The organism is uncultured Anaerococcus sp. (genome assembly GCF_963510575.1).
GTDB lineage: Bacteria > Bacillota > Clostridia > Tissierellales > Peptoniphilaceae > Anaerococcus.
This window is the reverse complement of the sequence record NZ_CAUPFR010000015.1, coordinates 1-24,217: the sequence shown is the minus strand read 5'-3', so window position 1 is coordinate 24,217 and position 24,217 is coordinate 1. Positions and strand designations below refer to the sequence as shown.

Below are 24,217 nucleotides of genomic sequence, written 5' to 3'. Positions count from 1 at the left end.
AACAACGCAAGAACAAGAAAAAGCAGAAAGGGTTAATAGATGGCTCCAAAAGGAAAAAAATCTACCAAAGGTAGAAGAAGAGTTAAAAAGAATGTTGAACGTGGCCAAGCTCACATTTCTTCAACATTCAATAATACAATGGTAACACTTACTGATATGCAAGGAAACGCACTCTCTTGGGCAAGCGCAGGACAACTAGGCTTTAGAGGAAGTAGAAAATCTACTCCATTCGCAGCAGGAGAAGCTGCTGAAACTGCAGCAAAAATTGCTATAGACCAAGGCCTAAAAACTGTAGAAGTTTATGTAAAAGGACCAGGTTCAGGAAGAGAAGCAGCAATCAGAAGTCTACAAGCAGCAGGACTTGAAGTTACAATGATTAAAGATGTAACACCTATCCCACACAACGGTTGTAGACCACCAAAGAGAAGAAGAGTTTAATAAGGAGATATTATGGCAGTAAGCAAAGATCCAGTATATAAAAGAGCGAGAGCTTTAGGAATTTCTCCAGCCTACCTAGGATACACAGGTTCTTCAAATAGAGCTCTTCCAAAAAGAAGAAGCAAACTATCTGAATATGGTATGCAACAAAGAGAAAAACAAAAAGCAAAATTCATTTACGGAGTAAGTGAAAAACAATTTAGAGGTTACTACGACAAAGCCAGCAGAATGAAGGGTCAAACAGGTGAACAACTTATCATCCTTTGTGAAAGAAGACTAGACAATATAGCCTTCAGATCAGGCCTTGCTAGAACAAGAAGAGAAGCAAGACAAATCGTAACTCATGGTCACTTATTAGTAAATGGTAAGCAAGTAGACATCCCATCATACTTAGTAGAAGAAGGCGATGTAATCGAAGTTAGAGAAAAATCTAAATCAAGTGCACTATTTAAAGCTATCAAAGAAGTGAATGCTGCTTTTGGTGTAGTTGAATGGTTAAACAGCGACATAGAAAACCTAAAAGTGAAAGTAGAAAAGTTCCCAACAAGAGAAGAAATCGACATTCCAGTTGAAGAACGTATGATAGTAGAGTTCTACTCTAAGTAGGATTAAATAATAGTTAGAACTAAGGAGCTACCATGATCGATAAAATAGAAACTAATATAGAGATATTGGATATAAACGAAGAAGACCACTACGGAAAATTCGCCCTATATCCACTTGAGCGAGGATATGGTACAACCATTGGAAACAGCATGAGAAGGGTGCTCTTATCATCCTTACCTGGTTCTAGCGTCTCAAAAATACTAATCGATGGAGTGCTTCATGAATTTTCTATAATTGATGGAGTAGTTGAAGACGTTCCAGAAATAATTCTAAATATCAAAGGTCTAAATGTAAAAAAACATTCAGACGAAGATGTGACCTTATTTCTTGAAATTGAAGGACCAAAGATAGTAACAGCTAAAGATATAAAAGAAGATGCCTTAGTTGAAATAGCCAATCCAGACCACTATATAGCAACAGTAAACGATAAAAGTAAATTACTAATTGCCATGGATGTTACAAATGGAAACGGCTATAGGATATCTGAAGACAATAAAGATGAAAAAGATCCTATAGGAACTATCGCTATAGATTCATCCTTTACCCCAGTAGAAAAAGTAAACTTTACTGTTGAAAATACCAGGGTAGGAGAATCAACAGACTTTGATAAGCTAATCATAGAAGTATGGACAAATGGAACAGTTTCTCCACAAGAAGCCCTAGCAGAAGGATCCTCAATCCTAATTGATAACTTCTCATTCTTCAAGGAACTACCAGGAAAGAAATTCCCACCAGAGGAAATTGTAGTAGAAGAAGAAGTCGAAGAAGAAGATATTAATGAAGAACTAGACAAAACAATCGAAGAACTAGACTTCTCATTAAGATCATTCAACTGCCTCAAAAGAGCAGGCTTCAATACAGTGGCAGATATTATAAAAGTTTCAGAATCAGACTTAAAGACAATCAAAAACTTCGGTAAAAAATCACTAACAGAAGTAATAGATAAAATCCATGAACTTGGATTTTCCTTAAAAGATGAATAGGAGGAAATATGGCAGGCAAAAGAAAACTTGGTAGAAGAACAGACCATAGAAATGCTATGCTTAGAAACCTAGTGGGCTCACTACTTGAACACGGTAGAATTGAAACTACCCTTACAAGAGCTAAAGAAACACAAAAAATGGCTGATAAGATGATCACTCTAGGAAAGAGAAACACACTTCACACAAGAAGACAAGCAGCAAGCTATCTATACGAGCCAAAACTTGTACAAAAACTATTTTCTGAAATCGCTCCAGAATACGAAGACAGAAATGGTGGATACACAAGAGTACTAAAACTAGGACCAAGAAGAGGCGACGGATCTGAACGCGCTATTATCGAACTAGTTTAAGCTTAAAAGCCCATTTTCGCGGCTATGGGCTTGGTTTATTTAGATTATAATTTAAATAAAGGGCACCCCTTAGGGGGTGTTTTTTCTTTGAAAAAAATCTCACTTACTTCCTGGATTAAAAATAGATTAAAAACTAAAATCACTTTCAATTTAGTAAAATTTTTTAAAAAAATTGATTTTCTTTATCTAAATTTAACATCCTATATTTTATTATAGGAATATAAAATTTTTAGGAGAAAAAAATGAAGAAAAGAGTTATAGTTACAAGCTTATTAATGGCATCAGTCCTGCCATTTATCGGGGGAATTGAATCAGCAAGAGCAGATGAGTCTACAAATATGATAGAGAAAACAAAGTCAGATTTAGAATTGGCTAAGGAAAGATTAAGTGCTTTGCAAAACCAAAGAACAAATCTTGAAAAAGACTTAGACCAAGCAAAGAAAGATGCTTCAAAAATTCAAGAAGAAATCCAGCAAGATAAGGATAAACTTGCCAAAATCGAAGAAAACCTAAAGTCTAATGAAGAAATTCTAGCTAAGGATCAAAAAATAAAAGACCTTGAAGGACTCTTGGCAGATCTAGATTCAAAGGTGAAGCAAGCAGAAACAGACCTTGATTCAGCGCAAAAAACTTTCAACCAAGCACAAAAAGCCTATGAAGATGAAAAGGCAAATCCAAGTAAAAACCTAGACTTTGCAAACAGTGAAAAAGTCAAAAAATTAAAAAATGAATATGAAATAGCAGAAAATCACCATGGTGAGTTTCAACAAAAAGAAAAGAAATTAAAAGAAGAATTAGAAGAAAAAGAAAAGGAATTTTACCAAGTTTACGGCCAAAAAAAGGCCCTAGAAGAATTTTTCAAAGAATTCGAAAAGGAAAATCCAGAAAAGGCAAAAAGTCAGGCCTATAAGGAATTTAAGGAAAAATCCCTAACAGAAGCTAAAACTACTGATCAAAAGTATGAGAGTACAGAAAAAGACCTAGAAAAAAAGAATGCAGAAATTGAAGCAAATAAAAAAGACTTGGCAAAAAGCGAAGCAGAAAGAGATGAAAAAAACAACATCTATAAAAAAGAAGAATTAGGTCTTGAATATGAAACAAATTACAAAAACCAAATAATTAAAGATGATCAGCTTGAAGGTCTCCAAAAAACTAAGGCCCAAGAAGTAGAAGATGCTTACAAAGAATTGCAACAATGCATTAAGGAAAAAGACCAGGCTATAAAGGATTATGAAGAATACCATGAAAGCGAAGCTAATAAGCAAAGAGAAATCGAAAAATCAAAGGCTACAGCTGAATGGTTGAGAAAGATTTTAGCTGACCCTACCAATAGTTTTGCCAAAGAAAATAAGGCCTACCTACAAAACTTAGTTACAATTCATGACCAAAGGAAAAAGGCTATAGTGGGAGAATTAAATAAGTATGCCGGTCAAAAAAAATCCCTAAAAAGAAAACTAGAATATATAAAAAATGACCAACTTGTTTCAGCTAAGCAGACATATGAAACAAAAACAAATTCCCTAGCTGCCCTAAAAGAATTTAGAGAATTTTTGGAAAATAAGAAAAAAGGTGAGGCCAATAATCAAGTCCTAAAATCCTTGGAAGAAAAAGCTAAAGAAGCTAAAAAAGACTTAGATACCAAACTAGAAAAGTTTAGAAGCTTAGAAAAAGAAGATGAAAAACTCAGAAAAATGAGAGAAAGTTTGGGCAACCCAAAAGTTGAAGAAATCCAAAGGGCAAAAGATCAGGTAAAAAAAGATAAAAAAGAAATTGATGAAATAAAGAGTCACATCGAGACTTTAGAAAAATCAGAAGACTTAGCCAAGCTTAAGACCTTAGAAGGAGAAATAAAAGCTTTAGATCAAAAAATAGAAAAACTAAAAGCCCAAATCGACTTTATGAAAAAGGTTAAAGGTAATAAGCCATCTGATAATAAAAGGCTAGAAAAGGCACCAGAAAAGACACCAGAAAATAAACCGGAAAAAGCTCCAGAAAAGACACCAGAAAATAAACCAGAAAAAGCGCCTGAGAAAGCACCAGAAAAGGCACCGGAAAAAACGCCTGAAAACCATCCTGAAAAAGGAAACGAAAACAGACCTCAAATAAAACCAGAAAACAAGCAAAAAGACAAGCAGGATATTCCAAACTCTCCAAGTGATAAAGAAGAATCAAATGACGATTTAATAGATTTTTCAAAATTAAATTTGAAAAAAAGAGAAGAAAAAATTCGTCTAAGAAAATCTTATCAAAAACTTAATAAATCTGTAAAAAGATCAAAGAACCTTATATCTTTTGCAGAAAATTATGTAAAAACCAAGCAGATGAGCCCAAAGAAGAGAAGAGAGCTTTTAAAATTAATAGAAGAATTAAAAGAACTCATAAAGATGGTAGAAAAATACATGGAAAAATTAAACTCATCCCTATAAGAAGGCTAGGAACTGGAGAAATTCAGTTCCTGGTCTTTTTCTCTTGGTAAAAGTAATTGCAGAAAATATCTAATAGTATATAGTTATAATAGAATGTAAAGGGGTAGCCATGGATAAAAATTTGCTAGAAAATACAAATAGGAATATAAATTTTTTTATCCTAAATTCTATGGATGATTGGGTAAGGATTATTGACGATAGGGGCGAAGTCGCCTTTATTAACGATGCCCTAAAAGACGCCCTCAAAAAAAGTCCCAAACTAAAAGTCTACCTCGACGAAAACATCGACCTAATTATTTCTAATTCTAATAGTCTTGTTACAGATACAACCATGATTGAAGAGAAGCTAATAGATGGCAAATATTATTCTATAAAGTCAAGTCCGATTTATCTTGGAGACACCTTTACAGGCACTATCGAGGTTTATAGGGATATCACAAGCGAATCTATCCTTAAAATCGACCTATATAATGCCAACAAGGCCATGTTAGATGATATACGTTTTGTAAGGCGAATCCAATCTTCAATCCTCCCTAAAAACGGGACATACGGCAAAATAAGCCTATCTGGTATCTATAATCCAGCAGACGATGTGTCTGGCGACCTCTATGATTTGATAAAAATTGATGAAAATAGGGTAGCTTTTTATATAGCAGATGTGATGGGCCACGGGGTCAAGGCTTCGATTATGACTATGTTTTTGAAAGTGTCAATGAGTGCGATTTTTGATAAGCACCCAGACTTTACCCCAAGTCAGGTTTTCCTAAACCTAAGGAAAAAATTTACCAGACTCCATATTGACTCTAGCCAATATTTTACAGCCTGGTTGGGAATTTTTGATTTCAAAAATAATAGCCTTGCCTTTTCAAATGCTGGCCACAATTGTCCACCACTTATTTTTTCTAAGGCCAAGAACGAAGCTGAATACCTCCTTGTAACAGGTAGGATGATTTCAAATATAATTGAACCTGACGAATATATAGAAAAGAATTTAGACTTACACCCAGGAGATAAAATTTTATTTTACACAGATGGGGCGATTGAAGCTAAAAACGAAGAAGGCAATGAGTTTGGGCTTGAAAGGCTCAAGGATACTTTCTCAGAAACTAGCGAATTAGCTTATGTAAATGAGAAGGTCACATCCTACAATTGGCAGGCCATGGCAGATGACCTAACTCTTGCCCTGATAGAATACGAAAAGAAGGAAGAAAATGAAGCTTAACCAATATATAGACCACACAAATTTAAAGGCCGATGCAAGTGCCAAGGATATAAAGACCCTAGTTGATGAGGCCATCGCCAACGATTTTTATTCAGTTTGCGTAAATTCATCTAATGTAAAACTTATAAGAGATTATAACAAGGATGTGAGAATCGCAGCAGTTGTCGGTTTTCCTTTAGGAGCTATGGCCAAGGATGCCAAGGTTTTTGAGGCAAAAAAAGCTATTGAAGACGGGGCTAGTGAAATTGATATGGTAATTAATGTAGCAAGGCTTAAGGATAAGGACTATGCCTATGTAGAAGAGGAAATCCGAGAGATAAAAAAAGCTATTGGCAACAATATTTTAAAGGTAATTATAGAAACTTGTCTTTTGACAGACCAAGAAAAAATCAAGGCTTGTGAACTATCTGTGGCGGCAGGAGCTGACTTTGTAAAGACTTCTACTGGTTTTTCTACAGGAGGAGCGACTGTAGCTGATGTGAAATTAATGGCAGAAACTGTTGGAGATAAGGCAAAAGTTAAGGCAAGTGGGGGAATCCACACTAGAGATGAGGCCCTAGCAATGATTAAAGCAGGTGCATCTAGGATTGGTGCATCTAAGTCAATTGATATTTGTAAGGAGTAAGTATGGCAAATGAAGTAATGATGCAATCTTTTGAATGGGACACAGATGGGTCTGGAAATTTTTATAAAAATCTTTCAAGAGATGCCAAGGACCTAAAAAAAGCAGGTATAGATGCCCTCTGGCTTCCACCAGCCTGTAAAGGTGGGGGTTCTAATGATGTAGGTTATGGAATCTACGACCTTTGGGACTTAGGAGAATTTGATCAGAAAGGTACAATTAGGACTAAGTATGGGACCAAGGATGAATTAATTAAAGCCATAGCAGACCTCCATGAAGCAGGGATAAAATCCTACGCAGATGTAGTTTTAAACCACAAGGGCAGTGCTGATTATAAAGAGAAATTCAAGGCTGTGATGGTTGACCAAAATAACAGGGAAAAAGACGTCTCAGGCGAATTAGAAATCGAAGGATGGACAGGTTTTGATTTTGCAGGCAGGAATAACAAATATTCTGACATGAAATGGCACTACTACCATTTTACAGGGATAGATTACGATGCTAAGAGCGAAACTTCAGCGATTTATAGGATTCTTGGTGATGGCAAATACTGGGACCAAGACGTTTCTAACGAAAAAGGCAATTTCGATTACCTAATGAACTGCGATATAGACCACAACCACCCAGAAGTCCGTGAGGAGATTTTTAAGTGGGTTGAATGGTTCATCAAAACCACCAAGGTAGATGGATTTAGGTATGATGCCCTAAAGCACATCTCAGGTGACTTTATTTATGACCTTTCCAAACACATTTATGCAAATTTAGGCGAAGATAAGTTTTACTTATTTGGAGAATTTTGGCAATACAATACAGGTGCCATTGAAGATTACCTCCAAAACTCAGATTACAAGATAGATTTATTTGACGTGCCATTGCATTTTCATATGGCGGAGGCCAGCAAGTCCATGGGCGAATATGATATGAGAAAAATCTTTGACGGGACAGTTGTCAAGGAGTTTCCATCCCAGGCTGTAACCTTTGTTGACAACCACGACTCCCAACCAGGCCAGGCTCTGGAATCTTGGGTAGAAGACTGGTTTAAGGAAATAGCCTATGCTTTGATTTTGCTAAGAAAAGATGGATACCCATGTATCTTTGCGGGTGATTATTATGGCCTAATTGGCCCTGTAAAAAAAGACCCACAAAAAGATATGCTTGATAGGATGATGGCCGCTAGAAAGGCCTATAACTACGGAGAAGAGGACGATTATTTCGATCATCCATCTGTGGTTGGTTGGGTCAGACGAGGCGATGATGACCATAAGCCACTAGCAGTTTTAATCTCTATCAAGGATATGGCAGAAAAACAAATGTTCGTTGGAGAAAGTGAAGCTGGTGCAACCTATGTAGACCTTTCAGGAAAAAATGAAGAAATTACTATCGATGAAAACGGAAACGGCGTCTTTACAGTTGGACCTGGTCAAGTAACCTACTGGGCAAATAAAGAAAGTATAAATAAATGAAATATTACGCAGTAAGAAAGGGCAGAAATCCTGGGCTCTACACATCCTGGGATTCTTGTCTTAAGGAAGTAAAGGGGTTTTCTGGAGCAATCTACAAATCTTTTAAGACCAAGGATGAGGCCATAGCTTTTATGGAAGGGGCTGAAAAGAAAATCGAAGTTTGTGATGACACTGTAGTTGCTTATGTGGACGGTTCTTATAATTTGCCAGAAAAAACCTACGGAGCAGGAGTTGTCCTAATCAAGGATGGCGAAGAGCAATATTACAAAAAAGCCTACACAGATTCCTACTACACACACAGGAATGTGGCTGGAGAAGTCAAGGCGAGCGAACTTGCTATCGACCTTGCCATAGAAAAAGCCTATAAAAAAATTCTCATCCACCACGACTACCAAGGTATCCAAGCCTGGGCAGAAGGTGATTGGAAGGCAAACAACGACCTAACTCAGTCTTATAAGGCCTTTATCAATGACAGAAAAAAACAAATTGAGATTGCCTTTGTAAAAGTCAAGGGCCACTCAAACGACAAATATAACGACCTAGTCGACAGGCTCGCCAAGGATGCTTGTGGGATAGAATAAAGGCGATTTGTTTTTTAGGAGACTTAATCATATGATTAGGTCTTTTTTTTAACCTATAAAGAATAACTAGTGTATAAAAATTAAATTCATATATGATAGATAGTTAATAAGATTTTTAATGGAATAATCTATATATGGGCTTGTTAAAATTTCTTTAGAGAGGGATGTATTTCAAAAACAGCTATATATCTAGCTTGTAAAGAGCTTTACTATATTTAATTAATGGTATAATATAAGTATATTTACCCAAGTAATTAGGGAGGATATAGGAAAAACAAGAAAAAATATACGTAGATATTTCATAAATATAAATAATGAATACTATTTTTTTAAATAGAGAGGGAGAATATGACTTTACATATGGGGTTAGACGTTGGTTCTACAACAGTGAAGCTGGTTATAACTGACGATTCATTTAATACAATATATTCTGTATATACCCGCCACAAGTCTGATGTGAGGGAAACTGTAAAAAAAGTCTTGGCAGATGCTGGTGAAAAATTCAAGGACGATATGGTGACTGTGGCTGTGACAGGGTCTGGTGGAATGTTTCTTGCTGACCTAATCGAAGCCGACTTTGTCCAAGAAGTTATAGCCGAAACTAGGGCCATCAAGGAATTTATACCTGAAACTGATGTTTTAATCGAACTAGGGGGAGAAGATTCAAAAATCACCTATCTTTCTGGTTCTGTTGAGCAAAGGATGAATTCCATTTGTGCTGGAGGTACAGGCGCTTTTATCGACCAAATGGCATCCCTCCTTGATACTGACGCTCTTGGCCTAAATGAATTAGCCAAATCATATCAGAAAATTTACCCAATCGCATCTAGGTGTGGGGTTTTTGCCAAAACTGACATCCAGGCCTTGATGAACCAAGGCGCAACTAGGGAAGATATTGCTATTTCAATTTTTCAGTCAGTTGTAAACCAAACAATTTCAAACCTCGCCTGTGGTAGACCAATTAGGGGCAATGTCACTTTTTTGGGTGGACCACTCCACTTCCAGCCTGCCCTTAGAGAGCGTTTTATAGAGACTCTTGGCCAAGAATTTAACAAGTTTTATACACCAGAGGACGCTGAAGTTTACGTTGCCAAGGGGGCTGCGATTTTATCAAGCGAAGGTGAAAAATTAGTTAAAATCAAGGAAATAATTGAAAAAATAGAGACTGGTCGTGAAGGTGAAAAGGAAGTTACAAAGAGACTTGAAGCTCTTTTTGAGTCGGAAGAAGAATACCAAGAATTCAAAAAAAGACACCAGACTTCTAGGGTAAAATATAGAGATTTAAAAGACTACGAAGGGCCAATCTACGTCGGCATTGACGCAGGATCTACAACTTCAAAGATGGTTTGGCTGTCAAAAGATATGGAAATTCTCCTTGATGATTACAGGATGAATCTGGGAAATCCCCTAGAAGTCTGCATCGACATGCTAAAAGAAGGCTACAAGAGAAAAAATCCTAAGGCTCACATAGCTTCATCTGGGATTTGTGGCTACGGGGAAGAATTTATAAAAAACGCCCTTCACGTTGATAATGGTGAGGTTGAGACAATTGCCCACTACAGGGCAGCGAAATTTTTCAATCCTCATGTTGATTTTATCCTAGATATAGGTGGCCAGGATATGAAAGCTATGCACATTAGGGATGGGGTCATTGATTCTATCCAGCTAAACGAGGCTTGCTCTTCTGGGTGTGGGTCATTTTTATCTACCTTTGCCGCATCTGTTTCTATGGATGTAAAAGAATTTCAAGCAGAGGCAATAAGGTCCAAAGAACCTGCTGATTTAGGTTCTCGTTGCACAGTTTTTATGAATTCCAAGGTCAAACAAGCCCAAAAAGAAGGGGCAGAAGTGGCAGATATAGCTGCTGGTCTTTGCTATTCGGTAATTAAAAACGCCATCCAAAAGGTAATTAAAATCAGAGATCCCAAGACTCTTGGGGAAAATATTGTAGTCCAAGGTGGCACTTTTTATGGAGATGCTATCCTCAGAGCCTTTGAGAAATTGTCAGGAAGAAATGTGACTAGGCCTGAAATTGCAGGGCTCATGGGGGCAATGGGTATGGCTCTAATTGCCAAAGATAAGTCCACAGGCACATCTAAGCTAGCAGGCCTTGCTGATCTTGAAAATTTTTCCTACCAGCAAAAATCAACCAGATGTGGCCGTTGTACCAACAACTGTGCCTTGATTATCAATATTTTCTCCGATGGCAGGAGGTATATCACCGGCAACAGGTGCGAAAGAGGTGCTGGTATAAAGCTAGATAAGTCCAAGGACGACCTTAATATGTACAAATTTAAGTACGACCTCTTGTTTAAGAGGGAAACACTGGGGCAAAAGGCTAGGTTTGGGAGAGTTGGCATCCCTAGGGTTTTAAATATTTACGAAGATTATCCATTTTGGCACAAATTTTTCACTGCCCTTGGCTTTGATATTGTCCTATCAGATGAGTCAACCAGGGAAATTTACGAAAAGGGCTTAGGTTCGATTTCATCTGAAACTGCCTGCTATCCAGCCAAACTCACTCACGGTCACATGGAAAACCTAATCGCAAAAAAACCCGATTTGATTTTCTATCCGGCAGTTTTTTACGAATACAAACAGTACGACAAGGCTAAAAACCACATGAATTGCCCAGTTGTGTCTGGCTATCCAGATGTAATCGAAAATAATGTTGATGATTTAAAGGGCATAAAATATCTCTTCCCTTATATTTCATTTGAAAGTGAAGACATTATCAAAAAGAGAATGGTGGAAGTTTTCGATGGCTACGAATTTAGGGGTAATATTTTAAATAAAAAGCACATCGAAAATGCAGTAGAAAAAGCCTGGCAGGCTCAACAAGCCTACCACGATGAGATTAGGATTAAGGGCAAGGAAATAATTGACCTTGTCAACAAAAAAGGATTAAGTGCCATAGTCTTAGCCGGTAGGCCTTACCACATAGACCCAGAAATCAATCATGGCATAGCAGACTTGATTGAGTCCATGGACATACCTGTCCTTTCTGAAGATGCAGTTGCCTACAATGTCGATGATTTGAATAATAAGCTCAGGGTCCTTGACCAGTGGTCCTACCACGCTAGACTTTATAGGGCCAGTGCCTATGTAGCGAGAAATAAAAATCTCCAATTAATCCAACTAAATTCTTTTGGTTGTGGGCTTGATGCAGTCACAACCGACCAGGTTGAGGATATCCTAAAATCTGCTGGCAAAATCTATACGCTTTTAAAGATTGATGAGATTTCAAACCTTGGAGCTGTTAAAATTAGGATTAGGTCCTTGCTTGAGGCCCTAAATCAGAAAAAAATTGAAGGCTTAGAATTTAAGACCCAAGATACCGATGACTTGTACGACTACAAGGAATTTACCAAGGAAATGCGTGAGGAAGGCTATACCATCCTAGTTCCTCAAATGGCAAGGGAACACTTTAGGATTATGGAAGGAGCCTTCAAGGATTCTCCTTATAAGATTGAGTTTTTGAATAAAATCGATAAGGATGTTATCAATGAGGGGCTTAAATACGTAAACAACGACTCCTGCTATCCGTCAATTACAGTTGTTGGTCAAATGCTAGAGGCAGTTAATTCTGGTCGTTATGATACGGATAAAATTGCCCTTCTTATGACCCAAACAGGTGGAGCATGCAGGGCGTCTAACTATGTTGGCTACATCAGAAAGGGTTTAAAAGATGCTGGCTATCCAAATATCCCAGTCATAGCCCTATCTGCCCAAGGTATTGAAAAAAGTCCGGGTTTTGATCTTTTGAGTTTCAAAAATATTCCTTTGATGAAAAAAATCTTAAGATCAATTCTCTTAGGAGACCTTTTAAATAGGGTGGCAAATGCGACTAGACCTTATGAAATAGAAGAGAATGCGACCAACAAGCTCAAGGAAACTTGGATAAGAAGGCTTACTGAAGAAATCAGGACCATGGATAGGCCGAAATATAGGAAGGCCATAAAGGATATAGTAAAAGATTTTGATGAAATCCCTGTTTGCCACAAGGAAATTCCAAAGGCAGGTATAGTTGGGGAAATTTTGGTAAAATTTCTCCCAGAAGCCAACAACCATCTCCAAGATGTACTTGAGGCGGAAGGTGCTGAGGTAATTATTCCTGACCTTACAGATTTCTTCCTCTATTGCTTTAAAAATGCAGAATTGAAGAGAGATTTCTACGGAAAAAGCCTGGTAAATGCGAGTCTTGCCCGCATGGGGATTGTCCTAATAGAAAACTTTAGAAAACCGATTAGGAAGGCTCTTAAGGAAAGTATTCACTTCGATGAACCAAAGTATATTGACGATATATCTGATTTGGCAAGTGAGGTTACAAGTCTTGGTAACCAAGCCGGTGAGGGTTGGCTTTTAGCTGGTGAAATGGTTGAACTAATCGAGGCGGGTGCTCCAAATATTGTCTGCATCCAGCCTTTCGGATGCTTACCAAACCACATTACCGGCAAGGGTGTTATGAAAAAAATCAGAGAAGTCTATCCAGAAGCTAACATCGTAGCAATCGACTACGACCCAGGAGCCAGTGAGGTAAACCAGGTCAATAGGGTGAAACTAATGATGGCTGCCGCTAGAGATAAGATGAAAGAAAAAAATTAAAAAACTGGTCTTCGGACTAGTTTTTTTGTGAAAAAAATTTCCCCTTTAAACTTGGCTAAATATACAGAAAAACCAGTGCTTTTTTAAGTGGTTTTTTATGAAAAAAAACGAAAAATATTAATATAAAAATTATAAATCCTATTTTTTTTGTTAGCAAAAAAGGTGTATAATACTTTAGAAGTTTAATTCGAAATTATGAAAGAAGGCAGTATGACAAAAGCTTACGATCAATTTATAAACCTACAAAAAAAGTTAAAAGAAGTTTCTAACCTAGCAGGATTTTCTGAGTCTTTTTACAATATTATCAGAGAACCTGAAAGGATAATTGAGGTTAATATTCCAGTAAAGATGGATGATGGCACAACCCAAACTTTCAGAGGTTTTAGGTCTGCCCATTCATCAGCCCTTGGCCCTTCAAAGGGTGGGGTGCGTTTCGATGAGTCAGTAACTTACGAAGAGGTAAAAGTCCTTTCTACTCTCATGAGCCTAAAGGTGGCTCTTCTTGGACTACCTCTTGGTGGTGGCAAGGGTGGAATCGTAGTTGACCCTAAAAAACTTTCTGAGAGAGAACTTGAGACTCTTTCTCGTGGATTTGTAAGGGCAATTAACAACTACATTGGACCAAGAATTGACGTTCCTGCCCCAGATGTAAATACCAACGCCAAGATTATGGGATATTTCACTGATGAATATATTGCCCTAAATGGTGGTCGTCATGATATAGCAACCTTCACAGGCAAGGGAATTGACATGGGTGGTTCTCTAGGAAGAGCAGAAGCAACAGGTTTTGGTGTATATCTCACCATCAAAAAATACTACGAAAAAATCGGCAAAAGCCTTGCTGGAGCTACTTTTGCCCTCCAAGGTTTTGGAAATGTTGGTTCTTTTGCAGCAAAATTCCTAACCCAAGATGGGGCTAAGCTTATTGCCCTAAATTCGAAAGATAATAGCCAAAAGTCAGGTTCATCTGCAATCTATGACCCAAATGGCCTAGATGCTGAAAAATTAGATAAGGCAAGGGAAGAAACAGGTTCTGCCCTAAATGTAGAGGCTAAAAAGATTTCAAACGAAGAATTTTTTGCCCTTCCTTGCGATATCCTCATCCCAGCAGCTATGGAAAATGTAATTGATGAGGCAAATGCAGGCGAAATCAAGGCTAAACTAATTGTGGAAGCTGCAAATGGCCCTGTGACAGAAGCAGGAGAGGCGATTTTAAATGAGAAAAATATTCCTATAATTCCAGATATCCTTGCAAACTCAGGCGGAGTCCTAGTTAGCCACTATGAATGGATCCAAAATATGACTGGTTCTTATTGGGACGAAGACGAAGTAAGATCTAAACAAGAAAAAGATATGACAAAGGCAATAGGAGAAGTTTTCGAAACTGCAGAAAAATATAAGGTTAATTTCAGAGAAGCTTCCTTTATCCTTAGCCTTTCAAGGATAGAAAAAGCCCTCAAATTAAGGGGCAGAATTTAATGCAAATTCGTCCTCTACAAAGACCTGACTTAGCAAAAGTCAGGTCTTTATTAGACCTAGCTGTAGGAGATAAGACTCATTTTTCCTATCCTCGCTTTTATAAAATAAATGACATTTTTAGGGAGCTAGAATATTCCATAGAATTTATGGCAACAGAAAGCTTGATAATTGAGGAAAATGGCGACCTAGAAGGCCTTGCAACTTATTTTTGGGATGAAGATGAAAAATATATCCAGATTACTCTTCTTGTTATAAAAAATAAGGACATAAATGTATTTGAAAAGCTTATCTCCCATATAAAAAATGACCGTAAGGATTACAGCCTAAACCTAGGCCTATCCCACACTTGCTGGCTAAATTGCGAAGAAGGTTTTAAAGAGAATGCCCAAATAATCGAGCATTCCCATGTCTTAGAAGCAAAAAATATTAGTCAAAAAACTGAGGAAATTAAAGGAATAAAAGTCTTAAGCAAAGAAGATTTCCCAAAATATGAGCCTTTCCACGATAAATTCTCAAAGGATATGTATTATAATAGCAAAAACCTTTTGAGAGACTTTGATAGATTTAGGATTTTTGTAAAAGAAAATCAAGGAGAGGTTGTGGCAAGCCTTCTTGTAAAAATCTACGGAGAAAATCCTTGTAAGGGAGAAATCTTTGGGATTTTTCTAGGAGATTCACCAGAAAAACCTAAAATCTGTGATGAACTTTTAAAGGCCATGGCAAATTCACTTATTGATGAATTTGGAAAAATTTCTACTATAAAATATTTTGTAGAAGTAGACAAAAAAATAGAGCTAGAGACGGCTCTAGCGTTTGGTTTTGAAAAACTTGATACCTATCTCTATTATAAATTATAAACAAAAAATCCTCCAAGAGGGGGACAGATATATAGAAAGCAAATTATTATTGATTAATGATTTACAACCCCCTTATTCATGGGATTCTTCCTCACTTTCTTCGTCAGAATGACGGGATGAGGGATTTTAACATATAATCTGTCCTCAAAATGGAGGATTTTTTTTACAATAAATTCATAATTAAACCGATAATTACAGGTATGGCAATGGCAGGTAGGGAATTTACAAGCTTGAATTTTACAAGATCAAGCATGGAAAGGCCGACAGCTATGATTGTGATCCCACCAACTCCAGAAATATTTGCCAAAATGTCAGGACTTAGGATTGGGGATAAAAATCCTGAAAGAAGGGCTATTAGACCTTCGTAGGCGAAAATCATCCCAGCTGAACAGGCAACACCAATGCCCAGGGTTGTGGAAAGAAAAATTGACGAAAGGCTGTCTATAATAGCCTTGGTAAATAAAATTGAATTATCTCCCTTAACTCCAGCCTCAATCGCGCCCAAAATTCCAAGAGAACCCACGCAAAAAATTAGGGTGCCAGAGACAAAACCAGTCGCAAAATCATTTTCTTCATTTTTTATAAACTTATCCTTAAGCATATTGGCAAAATGAGTTAATTTACCTTCTAGGTCAAAAAATTCCCCGATAATAACGCCCAGGATTATTGAAATAAGGACAATAAGCATATTGCCCTTGAGGGCAGACTCTATTCCTATAACCACAATGGTAAGGGCCAAGAATTTCATAATCGCATCCTTATAAGAAGGTTTTATATAATTTGCAAGTTTAAGGCCGAAAAGACCTGTGATAAAAACAGCAAGAGCGTTAACAAAAGCACCTAGCATGGCTTTCTCCTTTTTTATGTATTTTAGGTATTATACGACAAAAATGTAAAAATGCATAGAAAAACGGGAAAATTTTATTTTATGCATCATATATACAGAAAATATTTAAAATTACTTTTGTAATAAGCTAAAATCTTGAAGACGAATCTTGGCTTTGAATTTTCATTAAATTTTTTAAAAACTTATTAAAAGAAAAAATAATTTGACAAGTAAAGTTGTCAAATATATAATAATGACAAGAATAGTTGTCAATTATTTTGAAAGGAGGGCAGATGGAATTAGTAAATAATTTGGCTGACTATAGAAAAAAATCAGGCTACAACCAAGCAGATCTTGGAAAGCTTGTCGGAGTCAGCCGCCAAACCATAAGCCTAATAGAAAGAGGAGATTATAATCCATCTGTGACTGTGGCCCTTACAATAGCCAAGGTTCTAGATGTGGATATTAATGAGATTTTTAGATTGGAGGATACAGATGAAAAAGAATAGGAAAATCGGCATAAGTAAACTGTTTATATTGGCTTTCTTAGGATTAATAGCTGGTTTTGGCATAGGTTTTATTTTTAACAAACTAAATATAGGAGGCCTTACAGAAATAATAAATACATTTCTAAGTGAAAATGCCCTACTTTTATCAATAGTCATCAACACCCTATGGGCAATTCTTGCCATATATTTTTATATAAGGGCAAAAAAAGAAGTAGAACTGGGATTAGAAAAAGATGATTTTATAGAGACAAAATATATAGACTACGCACATTCTATGAGGGATGCGGGACTTTTCACTCTCTTATCTTTTATAATTATCCTATATAATAGGGTCAAATATAGTCATAATCCTATTGAAGATAGCATAATCTTAACCAGTGTTTTGATAGTTTTCACCTTTATAAATGTATTTTTGTTTTATTTGACCTACAAACTTACAAAAAAAATCGAGCCAGAAAGAAAAACTGAAGTTTTTGATATTTTCTTTGATAAAAAATACATGGCCGAATCTGACGAAAGGGACAAATTGAGATACTACAAAAAAGGCTATCTGGCCTTTAAGCGAATGCTAATTTGTCAATTAGTGATTATTATAATCCTATTTTGCTCAGCTTTGTACGAAGAAATAAGTCCTATAATAGCCATAATAGTTCTTATACCAACCCTAGTTGGGATTTTTACAAATGGATTTGCAGGAGAAAAAAATGATTGAAATAAAAAACTTATCTAAAAATTTTGGAGACTTGAAGGCTCTTGATAATGTGAATTTTGAAGTGAAAAAAGGAGAGCTTTTTGGAGTTATCGGTCAAAATGGGGCGGGCAAATCTACTCTTTTTCGTTCCATGATGAATTTCTACGACCATTTTGACGGAGAAATTCTCTATGAAGGGGAGAAAATGAGTAAAGTTCCTCTAGAAAAAATCGGCTTTCTTCCAGAAGAACGCTCGCTTTCACCAAAGAAAACCATCAGGGAAGAGGTAAAATTTTTCGCAAGGCTCAACCAAATGAAAAACCTAGATGAAAAGACCCTACAAGCCTACTTTGACCGTTTTGAAATCAAGGGGAGTCTGGATGATAAAATAAAATCCCTTTCTAAGGGCAACCAGCAAAAAGTCCAGCTTTTGGCAAGTCTTATCTATAAGCCGGAATTTTTAATTTTAGACGAGCCTTTTTCAGGTCTTGACCCATACAATGCCAATCTTTTGATGGGAATAATAAAGGAAATCAACAATCAAGGTACAACCATAATTTTTTCTTCCCACAACATGGAAAATGTCGAACACCTTTGCGACAGGCTTATTATGCTAAAAAATGGAAAAATTGTCCTAAATGGGTCGCCAGATGAAATTAGAAATTCCTATGAAAAGGACCTTGTAAAAGTAAGGACAGATGCAGACGTATCAGAGATTCTCCCTCAATATGACATAAAAAGAGATGGAAATCTCTGGACTATCAGATTAGAAAATGAAGCAGATGGCAGGGAAATTTTTGATAAACTTGTAGGAAAACTCGGCTACCTTGAAATGTTTAGCCAAGAGCCGCCAATCCTAAATGAAATCTTTGCTAGAAAGGTGGAAGAAGATGAATAGAAAATTAATAGTCGCCCTAGACTCTTTCAAAAAACAAATAAAATCACCTGCCTTTTGGGCCATGGTTTTTATCCCAATCCTTGTAATGCTAATACCAATGGGAATTAACTACTTCCTTACAAAGTCAGATGCTGCCAAGCTCGGAAGTGACGGTCATAAATACCAAATAGTGGCAGATAAACATATTAGTCCCTACTTTAAGGGGATGGAAAATGAATATAAGTTGGTTTCAAAAGATGAGGCTGAAAAGGCCTTAAAAGCAGAAAAAATTGACTCTTACGGAGAAATTTCTGAAAAAAATGGTCAGGTAAAACTCCTTATTGAGACTAAAACCATGGACGGAAAGGCTTTTTCAAACTTGCCTCTAGTCGCAAATGAGATTCAAAATGCTATTAATATAAAAAATGCAGGCCTAAATGAAAAGCAAGTTGGGATTTTTTCGACAAAGGCAGATGTAAAAATTAACCAACTAGACAAGGGCAAGAGCCTCATGGTCTATGCTTCCTACTTTATTCTCTTGATGTTTATGTACTTTATGCTAATCATGTACTCAAACGTCCTAGTTGTGGACATAGCCACAGAAAAAGGCTCAAAGATGATTGAATTTATCTTTTCATCAGTATCTGCCAAGGACTACTTTGCAGGCAAAATTTTGGGCAATTTCTTAGCTATCATAGTCCATTCGATTTTATATATAATTTTAGGAGCCATTTCCTATTTTGTTGCCAAATCCAAGGGTCTTTTGGATATGATAAAAATTAATCTAAGCCTTGACCAAAGAAGCCTAATCCTAATCGCAGAAATTTTCATTTTTATAATCCTAAGCCTTTTGGCTTACATGATAATTGCTGCCATGCTAGGATCTCTTGCCAGCAAACAAGAAGATGCCTCTAAGGTCGCAAGTCCTCTTATGATCACAATAGTAGGAGCCTTTATGGTTGCCATGATTTTTATGAACCGTCCTGTGAGTTTATTTGTAAAAATCGCTTCCTATGTCCCATATATTTCTGTATTTTTTATGCCTTTGAGGTTGATAAAGGCAAATGCTAGTCTCATGGAAGGTGGAATATCTATAATAATTTTAATGGCAAGCCTTTATATTTCCTACATCCTGGCATCCAAGGTTTATAAAAAACACATCTTAAATTATCAAACATATTCGTTTTTCACTAGAAAAAAGAAATAAATCAAGGAGCTGAGGCTCCTTTTTTGTAAAAAAATAAGATTTATTGGCAAGTTTCTTTAGTAAGGAAGAAGTGGGCCCCTATATTGATTTTTTAACCTAATTTATTATATAATAGTAATATGGAAGTTAATAAGCTAAGCCTAAAATTTAAGTTGTGATTTTTAGAAATATTTTTAAATTTTAAGGACTTGTACTAAGAAATGGAGGAAAATATGCTAGGAAATGACCTACTTATTGCGACAAGTTTCATCCTCGCAGTCATATCTTTGATATGTCTCTTATTCACCAAAAAAAAGCTGGTCTTTGCAGGGATTTCTGTTATTTTATTTGCCTATTTTTACCTGGCCAACGCCATGTATAATATAGCCGATAATACCACAGTTCTTACCTTTATTGTGGGTATTTCCCTCTTAAGTCTGGAGCTTTTTATTCCTAGCTTTGGAATAATCGGGGTGGCAGGTCTTGCCCTTACAACTTATTCGGTAATGGATTGTTTTGCCAATCCTCAAACTGGATTTTTTGTAATTATTGCAACAGGCCTGGCTGTTGTCATTACTATGACAATTTTTGTAAAACTCGGCTTTAGGGCAAAGTTGTTTGATGCCTATGTTTTAGATGTAGGCGAAAAAAAGACAAGCAAGTTTAAACCAAGCAAGAATTTAGATGAGCTTGTCGGAAGTATTGGCATTACTAAATCAATCCTTAGGCCAACAGGCAGGATTGAAATTGACGGAGAAATTTATGATGCTATGGCCAGGGCAGAATTTATCGAAAAATCTAGGGTGATTTCTGTTATAGATGTTAAAGATGGCCACATAATAGTAAAGGAGATGTAATGGAATTTATAATGATGGGACTAATTTTTGTATTAGTCGTAGTATTTTTTACAATGGTACCAGTTGGTCTTTGGATCACAGCGAGGTTTTCAGGCCTTAAGATTTCTATGGCAAGCTTAGTTGCGATGAGGTTTAGGAGGGTTTCTCCATCTAAAATCGTAAATGCCATGATTAAATCTCACCAAGCAGGCATCCACATTGCTACAAATGACCTTGAAAGCCACTACCTTGCTGGTGGTAATATCAACCAAGTTGTTGACGCACTTATAGCAGCAGAAAGGGCAAATATCGACCTTTCTTTTGAACAAGCCGCAGCTATTGACCTTGCAGGTCGTAACGTATTTGAAGCTGTACAAGTATCTGTAACTCCAAAGGTAATCAACACTCCAACCATAGCAGCTGTTGCTAAAAATGGTATAGAAGTGAAGGTAATTGCCAAGGTTACTGTTAGGGCCAATATCGAAAGGCTAGTCGGTGGTGCAGGTGAAGAGACCATCATAGCCAGAGTTGGAGAAGGTATAGTAACCACAGTTGGTTCTTCAGAAACCCACGCAGAAGTTTTGGAAAATCCAGATAACATTTCTCAAACTGTATTAAACAAGGGACTTGACTCAGGTACAGCCTTTGAAATTTTATCAATTGATATAGCAGATGTGGACGTAGGAAGAAACGTAGGTGCAGAGCTTCAAAGAGACCAGGCAGAAGCTGATAAAAATATCGCCCAAGCTAAGGCCGAAGAAAGACGTGCCCAAGCTATCGCCCTTGAACAAGAAAACAGGGCCAAGGTTGTGGAAGCAGAAAGTGAGATTCCACTTGCTATTGCCCAAGCCTTTAAAGAAGGAAATCTTGGAGTCATGGACTATTACAACCTCCAAAACATCAAGGCTGATACAAAGATGAGACAGTCAATCTCAAACGATGAGGCTGATCTAGATGTCAAATAATAATTCTTTCCTTTCCTTTTTAGACAAGCTTGCTGAAGAGATTCAAGTAGAAAGTGAAAAGAAAGGAAAAATACAAAAAAATCTTTTCGAAGTTAAGAAAAGTCCAAGGAAAAAATCCCTAATTGGCTACCTAAATGATTTGGTAGAAAATATAGAATTAGACCAATACCAAAGTCAACCGAAACCAGATATAGAAGCCCAAAGAAGGTTAAAATCTGACCTTAGGACAAAACACGCAGAAAAATTCAAAAAACCAGAAGAGGGAGATTCTGCTGCCCTAAAGAGATTAAAAGAGGCAGAGCAAAAAGAAAAGACAGATAAGATTAGAGAAGAAATGGCCAAAGAAAAAAACAGAAAGAGGCTAAAGGATGCCATCATAATGGCAGAAATCCTAGGCCCGCCACTTTCTAAAAGAAGATAAAAATTATAAAAAATGAGAGCATTGAGCTCTCTCAGAGCGTCGACAAACCCACTAATAAATTGGGCCTGTCGACGCTTTTTCTATATTTATTCTAAAATATATAAATTTTTCAAATATTATCGCAAATATCTTAGTAAATGGAGGAAATTCACCTCCATCTAATCTATCTAGCAATTTTGCTAATTATTACTTTTACTTTTTGTGCATTGCTTAAAGATGGGCAGTTTTCATATAAACTTTTCTTGCTTTGATATATTCTGTAGCCTTCTCTGTTTGTTGTTGAGTGGAGGAGGATTTTCTTTTCTAGACATATGTAGCAGTCGTTTGTTTCGTCATATTTGTATTGTTTTGGATAGAATGATTCTTTATCAGTTTTTCCTTTTGGTCTTGTATATGGTAGGACTGGCATTATTCCCTTTTCTATTAGTTCTTTTACTATTGCTGGTATTTTGTATCCCGCATCCATTACTATTTTTTATGGTTTATATTTTTATAGTTTTCTTTGATATAATTTTACTTTTCTCTATATTTTTACTTTTTGGTTTTTATGTCTGTTGGCGTGGGCTTTTACATGGGTTGAGTTTACAAATTGTATTTTTGTGTCTACAAATCCATAGCTCATTGCTTGGGTTAGGATGTTTTCGAATATTTGATTGAATATATCTGTGTTTTTGAATCTTCTTTCATAGTTTTTCCCGAAGGTTGAAAAGTGTGGGACTTTATCGTAGAAGTCAAGTCCTAAGAACCATCGATAGGCTTTGTTTACTTCTACTTCTCTTATTGTTTGCCTCATGCTGTTTATGTTGAAGAAGTATTGTAAAATTACAAGTTTTATTAATACTACCGGGTCTATACTTGGTCTATCTGTTGTTTGTGAGTATTTTTCTTTTACTAGGTCGTATATGAAGTTAAAGTCTATGTATTTATCTATTTATCTTAATATATGATCTTTTGGAACTAGTTGTTCTATTGATACCATTTGAACTTGCTCAGTATTATTTTTTTCATTTTTATGTAGCATAACTTCTTCCGTCTTTAGTATATTTATATCCAAAGATGTCTTGATTTAAGCATTTACAGCATAGACAAAGTAGATGAAGTTGTGTTTTTCATCTAATTTGTCTACAGTATGCCACCTACTTATGTAGCTGTTTTTGCTTATTATAAATGGTATAATATAGCAAAGGAGTGATTAAAATTAAGGAAATTATTGAAATAGAAAATCCCAATCAAGTTATAAGCTTGTTTGGTAATTTTGATGCAAATAGAAAGTATATAGAAGACAGGTTTGACGTTAAACTTAAGCTTAAAGACAATGATTTGGAAATAAATGGTGAAGAAGGGCATGTTGACCTTGCTAAAAAGCTTATAATTCAACTCTTAGCTGAGCTTAAGAGAAGTGGAGAGCTTGATTTTCAAAGATTAAAATACTATGCAGATATGCTCGAGAGGGAAAACAAGGATGTGGTTAAGGCCCTCCTTGACCATGTTATCGTCACAACAGCCGCAGGTAAGCCAATTAAGCCAAAGACTTTGGGACAAAAATCCTATATAGAAAAGATTTTGGCTAATGATATTGTTTTTGGTATAGGGCCTGCAGGTACAGGTAAGACTTATCTTGCCGTAGCTATGGCAGTCCGTGCCTTCAAAAACAACGAAGTAAATAGGATTATCCTAACCCGTCCGGCTGTAGAAGCAGGCGAGAGCCTTGGATTTTTGCCTGGAGATTTGCAAGATAAGGTAGACCCATACTTAAGGCCCCTTTACGATGGACTTTTTGAAATTTTGGGTTTTGAAACCTACCAGGCCCTTGTTGAAAAAGGAATCATAGAAGTCGCTCCCCTTGCCTATATGAGGGGAAGGACCTTGGATAATTCCTTTGTAATCCTAGATGAGGCTCAAAATACAACCTACGAGCAGATGAAGATGTTTTTAACCCGTTTGGGCTATGGATCAAAAGCGATAATCACAGGAGATAAGACCCAGGTTGACCTCCCTCGTGGGAGAAAATCGGGCCTTGTTTCAGCCAGCCAAATCCTAAAAAATGTGGCAGGAATTGACTTTTTGAATTTCAGTTCAATAGACGTTGTCCGTCACCCACTCGTTCAGAGGATTATAGATGCCTACGAAAAGGACGATAGGGCGAGGGAAGAAGAAAGAAAGAAAAAAGAAAATGAATCTTCTCTTAGCCAATGATACCAACCAAGATTTAGACCTTGCCCTCATAAGAGATAGGGCAGAAAAAACCATAGAAGAAGTCCTAAGGGTAGAAAA

At 36.6% G+C, this 24,217-nt stretch carries 23 protein-coding genes; 20 read left to right on the top strand and 3 right to left on the bottom strand.

Annotated features, from left to right (window positions below; all coding sequences use genetic code 11):
* The first annotated feature begins 39 nt into the window (after positions 1-39).
* The 12 genes from rpsK to RQ907_RS02295 all read left to right on the top strand — a co-directional run bounded on the left by rpsK (position 40) and on the right by RQ907_RS02295 (position 15,632).
* Positions 40-438, top strand: a complete 399-nt coding sequence (rpsK, locus tag RQ907_RS02350) for a 30S ribosomal protein S11 (protein WP_004826876.1) — start codon at positions 40-42, stop codon at positions 436-438.
* A 12-nt stretch (positions 439-450) separates the two neighbouring features.
* Positions 451-1,044: a 30S ribosomal protein S4 gene (rpsD, locus tag RQ907_RS02345; protein WP_311491800.1), complete on the top strand. Its 594-nt coding sequence runs from the start codon at positions 451-453 to the stop codon at positions 1,042-1,044.
* A 32-nt stretch (positions 1,045-1,076) separates the two neighbouring features.
* On the top strand, positions 1,077-2,027 hold the full coding sequence (locus tag RQ907_RS02340) for a DNA-directed RNA polymerase subunit alpha (RefSeq protein ID WP_311491799.1): 951 nt from the start codon (positions 1,077-1,079) through the stop codon (positions 2,025-2,027).
* Between the two features lie 8 nt (positions 2,028-2,035).
* Complete coding sequence (rplQ, locus tag RQ907_RS02335) at positions 2,036-2,377, top strand: 50S ribosomal protein L17 (RefSeq protein WP_004826873.1); 342 nt, start codon at positions 2,036-2,038, stop codon at positions 2,375-2,377.
* Positions 2,378-2,619: 242 nt separating this feature from the next.
* A complete protein-coding gene (locus tag RQ907_RS02330) occupies positions 2,620-4,803 on the top strand; it encodes a hypothetical protein (protein WP_311491798.1) in 2,184 nt (727 codons plus the stop codon).
* Between the two features lie 109 nt (positions 4,804-4,912).
* On the top strand, positions 4,913-6,025 hold the full coding sequence (locus RQ907_RS02325; protein ID WP_311491797.1) for a SpoIIE family protein phosphatase: 1,113 nt from the start codon (positions 4,913-4,915) through the stop codon (positions 6,023-6,025).
* Entirely contained in the window at positions 6,015-6,650 is a 636-nt protein-coding gene (gene deoC / locus RQ907_RS02320; protein ID WP_311491796.1) for a deoxyribose-phosphate aldolase, read from the top strand. Before RQ907_RS02325 ends, deoC begins: the two co-directional genes overlap by 11 nt.
* A 2-nt stretch (positions 6,651-6,652) precedes the next feature.
* Entirely contained in the window at positions 6,653-8,110 is a 1,458-nt protein-coding gene (locus RQ907_RS02315; protein ID WP_311491795.1) for an alpha-amylase, read from the top strand.
* Positions 8,107-8,691, top strand: coding sequence for a ribonuclease H family protein (locus RQ907_RS02310; protein WP_311491794.1), 585 nt, complete (start codon positions 8,107-8,109; stop codon positions 8,689-8,691). The genes RQ907_RS02315 and RQ907_RS02310 overlap by 4 nt, the downstream gene beginning before the upstream one ends.
* Positions 8,692-9,039: 348 nt before the next feature.
* The gene (locus tag RQ907_RS02305; RefSeq protein ID WP_311491793.1) at positions 9,040-13,296 is read left to right on the top strand and encodes an acyl-CoA dehydratase activase-related protein; all 4,257 of its coding nucleotides are present in this window, start codon (positions 9,040-9,042) and stop codon (positions 13,294-13,296) included.
* A 210-nt stretch (positions 13,297-13,506) separates the two neighbouring features.
* Entirely contained in the window at positions 13,507-14,775 is a 1,269-nt protein-coding gene (locus RQ907_RS02300) for a Glu/Leu/Phe/Val dehydrogenase (RefSeq protein ID WP_311491792.1), read from the top strand.
* Positions 14,775-15,632, top strand: coding sequence for a hypothetical protein (locus tag RQ907_RS02295; RefSeq protein WP_311491791.1), 858 nt, complete (start codon positions 14,775-14,777; stop codon positions 15,630-15,632). The genes RQ907_RS02300 and RQ907_RS02295 overlap by 1 nt, the downstream gene beginning before the upstream one ends.
* A gap of 163 nt (positions 15,633-15,795) precedes the next feature.
* Here RQ907_RS02295 and RQ907_RS02290 read toward each other — a convergent pair whose 3' ends face one another.
* Positions 15,796-16,479, bottom strand: coding sequence for a DUF554 domain-containing protein (locus RQ907_RS02290; RefSeq protein WP_311491790.1), 684 nt, complete (start codon positions 16,477-16,479; stop codon positions 15,796-15,798).
* Positions 16,480-16,751: 272 nt separating this feature from the next.
* Here RQ907_RS02290 and RQ907_RS02285 point away from each other — a divergent pair, with 272 nt between their 5' ends.
* The 7 genes from RQ907_RS02285 (at position 16,752) to RQ907_RS02255 (ending at position 21,943) form a co-directional block, all read left to right on the top strand.
* Positions 16,752-16,967: a helix-turn-helix transcriptional regulator gene (locus tag RQ907_RS02285; protein ID WP_311491789.1), complete on the top strand. Its 216-nt coding sequence runs from the start codon at positions 16,752-16,754 to the stop codon at positions 16,965-16,967.
* Entirely contained in the window at positions 16,954-17,679 is a 726-nt protein-coding gene (locus tag RQ907_RS02280; RefSeq protein WP_311491788.1) for a DUF3169 family protein, read from the top strand. Before RQ907_RS02285 ends, RQ907_RS02280 begins: the two co-directional genes overlap by 14 nt.
* The gene (locus RQ907_RS02275; protein ID WP_311491787.1) at positions 17,672-18,556 is read left to right on the top strand and encodes an ATP-binding cassette domain-containing protein; all 885 of its coding nucleotides are present in this window, start codon (positions 17,672-17,674) and stop codon (positions 18,554-18,556) included. Before RQ907_RS02280 ends, RQ907_RS02275 begins: the two co-directional genes overlap by 8 nt.
* Positions 18,549-19,742, top strand: coding sequence for an ABC transporter permease (locus RQ907_RS02270; RefSeq protein ID WP_311491786.1), 1,194 nt, complete (start codon positions 18,549-18,551; stop codon positions 19,740-19,742). Before RQ907_RS02275 ends, RQ907_RS02270 begins: the two co-directional genes overlap by 8 nt.
* A 212-nt stretch (positions 19,743-19,954) precedes the next feature.
* The gene (locus RQ907_RS02265) at positions 19,955-20,578 is read left to right on the top strand and encodes an NfeD family protein (protein WP_311491785.1); all 624 of its coding nucleotides are present in this window, start codon (positions 19,955-19,957) and stop codon (positions 20,576-20,578) included.
* Positions 20,578-21,522, top strand: coding sequence for a flotillin-like protein FloA (floA, locus tag RQ907_RS02260; protein ID WP_037327316.1), 945 nt, complete (start codon positions 20,578-20,580; stop codon positions 21,520-21,522). The genes RQ907_RS02265 and floA overlap by 1 nt, the downstream gene beginning before the upstream one ends.
* Positions 21,512-21,943, top strand: coding sequence for a hypothetical protein (locus RQ907_RS02255; protein ID WP_311491784.1), 432 nt, complete (start codon positions 21,512-21,514; stop codon positions 21,941-21,943). Before floA ends, RQ907_RS02255 begins: the two co-directional genes overlap by 11 nt.
* A 163-nt stretch (positions 21,944-22,106) precedes the next feature.
* Here RQ907_RS02255 and RQ907_RS02250 read toward each other — a convergent pair whose 3' ends face one another.
* On the bottom strand, positions 22,107-22,409 hold the full coding sequence (locus RQ907_RS02250; RefSeq protein WP_311491783.1) for a hypothetical protein: 303 nt from the start codon (positions 22,407-22,409) through the stop codon (positions 22,107-22,109).
* Between the two features lie 57 nt (positions 22,410-22,466).
* Positions 22,467-22,796 carry a transposase gene (locus RQ907_RS02245; RefSeq protein ID WP_311491801.1) on the bottom strand — a complete coding sequence of 110 codons (330 nt, stop codon included), beginning with the start codon at positions 22,794-22,796 and terminating at the stop codon, positions 22,467-22,469.
* A 335-nt stretch (positions 22,797-23,131) separates the two neighbouring features.
* Between RQ907_RS02245 and RQ907_RS02240 the strand changes: the two genes are divergently transcribed.
* Positions 23,132-24,139 (top strand): PhoH family protein, encoded by a 1,008-nt coding sequence (locus tag RQ907_RS02240; RefSeq protein ID WP_311491782.1) that lies wholly within the window; start codon positions 23,132-23,134, stop codon positions 24,137-24,139.
* Positions 24,140-24,217: the final 78 nt, after the last annotated feature.

Coding starts and splice junctions, on each gene's coding strand:
- rpsK (WP_004826876.1), top strand. CDS start 40: ATGGCTCCAAAAGGAAAAAAATCTACCAAAGGTAGAAGAAGAGTTAAA.
- rpsD (WP_311491800.1), top strand. CDS start 451: ATGGCAGTAAGCAAAGATCCAGTATATAAAAGAGCGAGAGCTTTAGGA.
- RQ907_RS02340 (WP_311491799.1), top strand. CDS start 1,077: ATGATCGATAAAATAGAAACTAATATAGAGATATTGGATATAAACGAA.
- rplQ (WP_004826873.1), top strand. CDS start 2,036: ATGGCAGGCAAAAGAAAACTTGGTAGAAGAACAGACCATAGAAATGCT.
- RQ907_RS02330 (WP_311491798.1), top strand. CDS start 2,620: ATGAAGAAAAGAGTTATAGTTACAAGCTTATTAATGGCATCAGTCCTG.
- RQ907_RS02325 (WP_311491797.1), top strand. CDS start 4,913: ATGGATAAAAATTTGCTAGAAAATACAAATAGGAATATAAATTTTTTT.
- deoC (WP_311491796.1), top strand. CDS start 6,015: ATGAAGCTTAACCAATATATAGACCACACAAATTTAAAGGCCGATGCA.
- RQ907_RS02315 (WP_311491795.1), top strand. CDS start 6,653: ATGGCAAATGAAGTAATGATGCAATCTTTTGAATGGGACACAGATGGG.
- RQ907_RS02310 (WP_311491794.1), top strand. CDS start 8,107: ATGAAATATTACGCAGTAAGAAAGGGCAGAAATCCTGGGCTCTACACA.
- RQ907_RS02305 (WP_311491793.1), top strand. CDS start 9,040: ATGACTTTACATATGGGGTTAGACGTTGGTTCTACAACAGTGAAGCTG.
- RQ907_RS02300 (WP_311491792.1), top strand. CDS start 13,507: ATGACAAAAGCTTACGATCAATTTATAAACCTACAAAAAAAGTTAAAA.
- RQ907_RS02295 (WP_311491791.1), top strand. CDS start 14,775: ATGCAAATTCGTCCTCTACAAAGACCTGACTTAGCAAAAGTCAGGTCT.
- RQ907_RS02290 (WP_311491790.1), bottom strand. CDS start 16,479: ATGCTAGGTGCTTTTGTTAACGCTCTTGCTGTTTTTATCACAGGTCTT.
- RQ907_RS02285 (WP_311491789.1), top strand. CDS start 16,752: ATGGAATTAGTAAATAATTTGGCTGACTATAGAAAAAAATCAGGCTAC.
- RQ907_RS02280 (WP_311491788.1), top strand. CDS start 16,954: ATGAAAAAGAATAGGAAAATCGGCATAAGTAAACTGTTTATATTGGCT.
- RQ907_RS02275 (WP_311491787.1), top strand. CDS start 17,672: ATGATTGAAATAAAAAACTTATCTAAAAATTTTGGAGACTTGAAGGCT.
- RQ907_RS02270 (WP_311491786.1), top strand. CDS start 18,549: ATGAATAGAAAATTAATAGTCGCCCTAGACTCTTTCAAAAAACAAATA.
- RQ907_RS02265 (WP_311491785.1), top strand. CDS start 19,955: ATGCTAGGAAATGACCTACTTATTGCGACAAGTTTCATCCTCGCAGTC.
- floA (WP_037327316.1), top strand. CDS start 20,578: ATGGAATTTATAATGATGGGACTAATTTTTGTATTAGTCGTAGTATTT.
- RQ907_RS02255 (WP_311491784.1), top strand. CDS start 21,512: ATGTCAAATAATAATTCTTTCCTTTCCTTTTTAGACAAGCTTGCTGAA.
- RQ907_RS02250 (WP_311491783.1), bottom strand. CDS start 22,409: ATGGATGCGGGATACAAAATACCAGCAATAGTAAAAGAACTAATAGAA.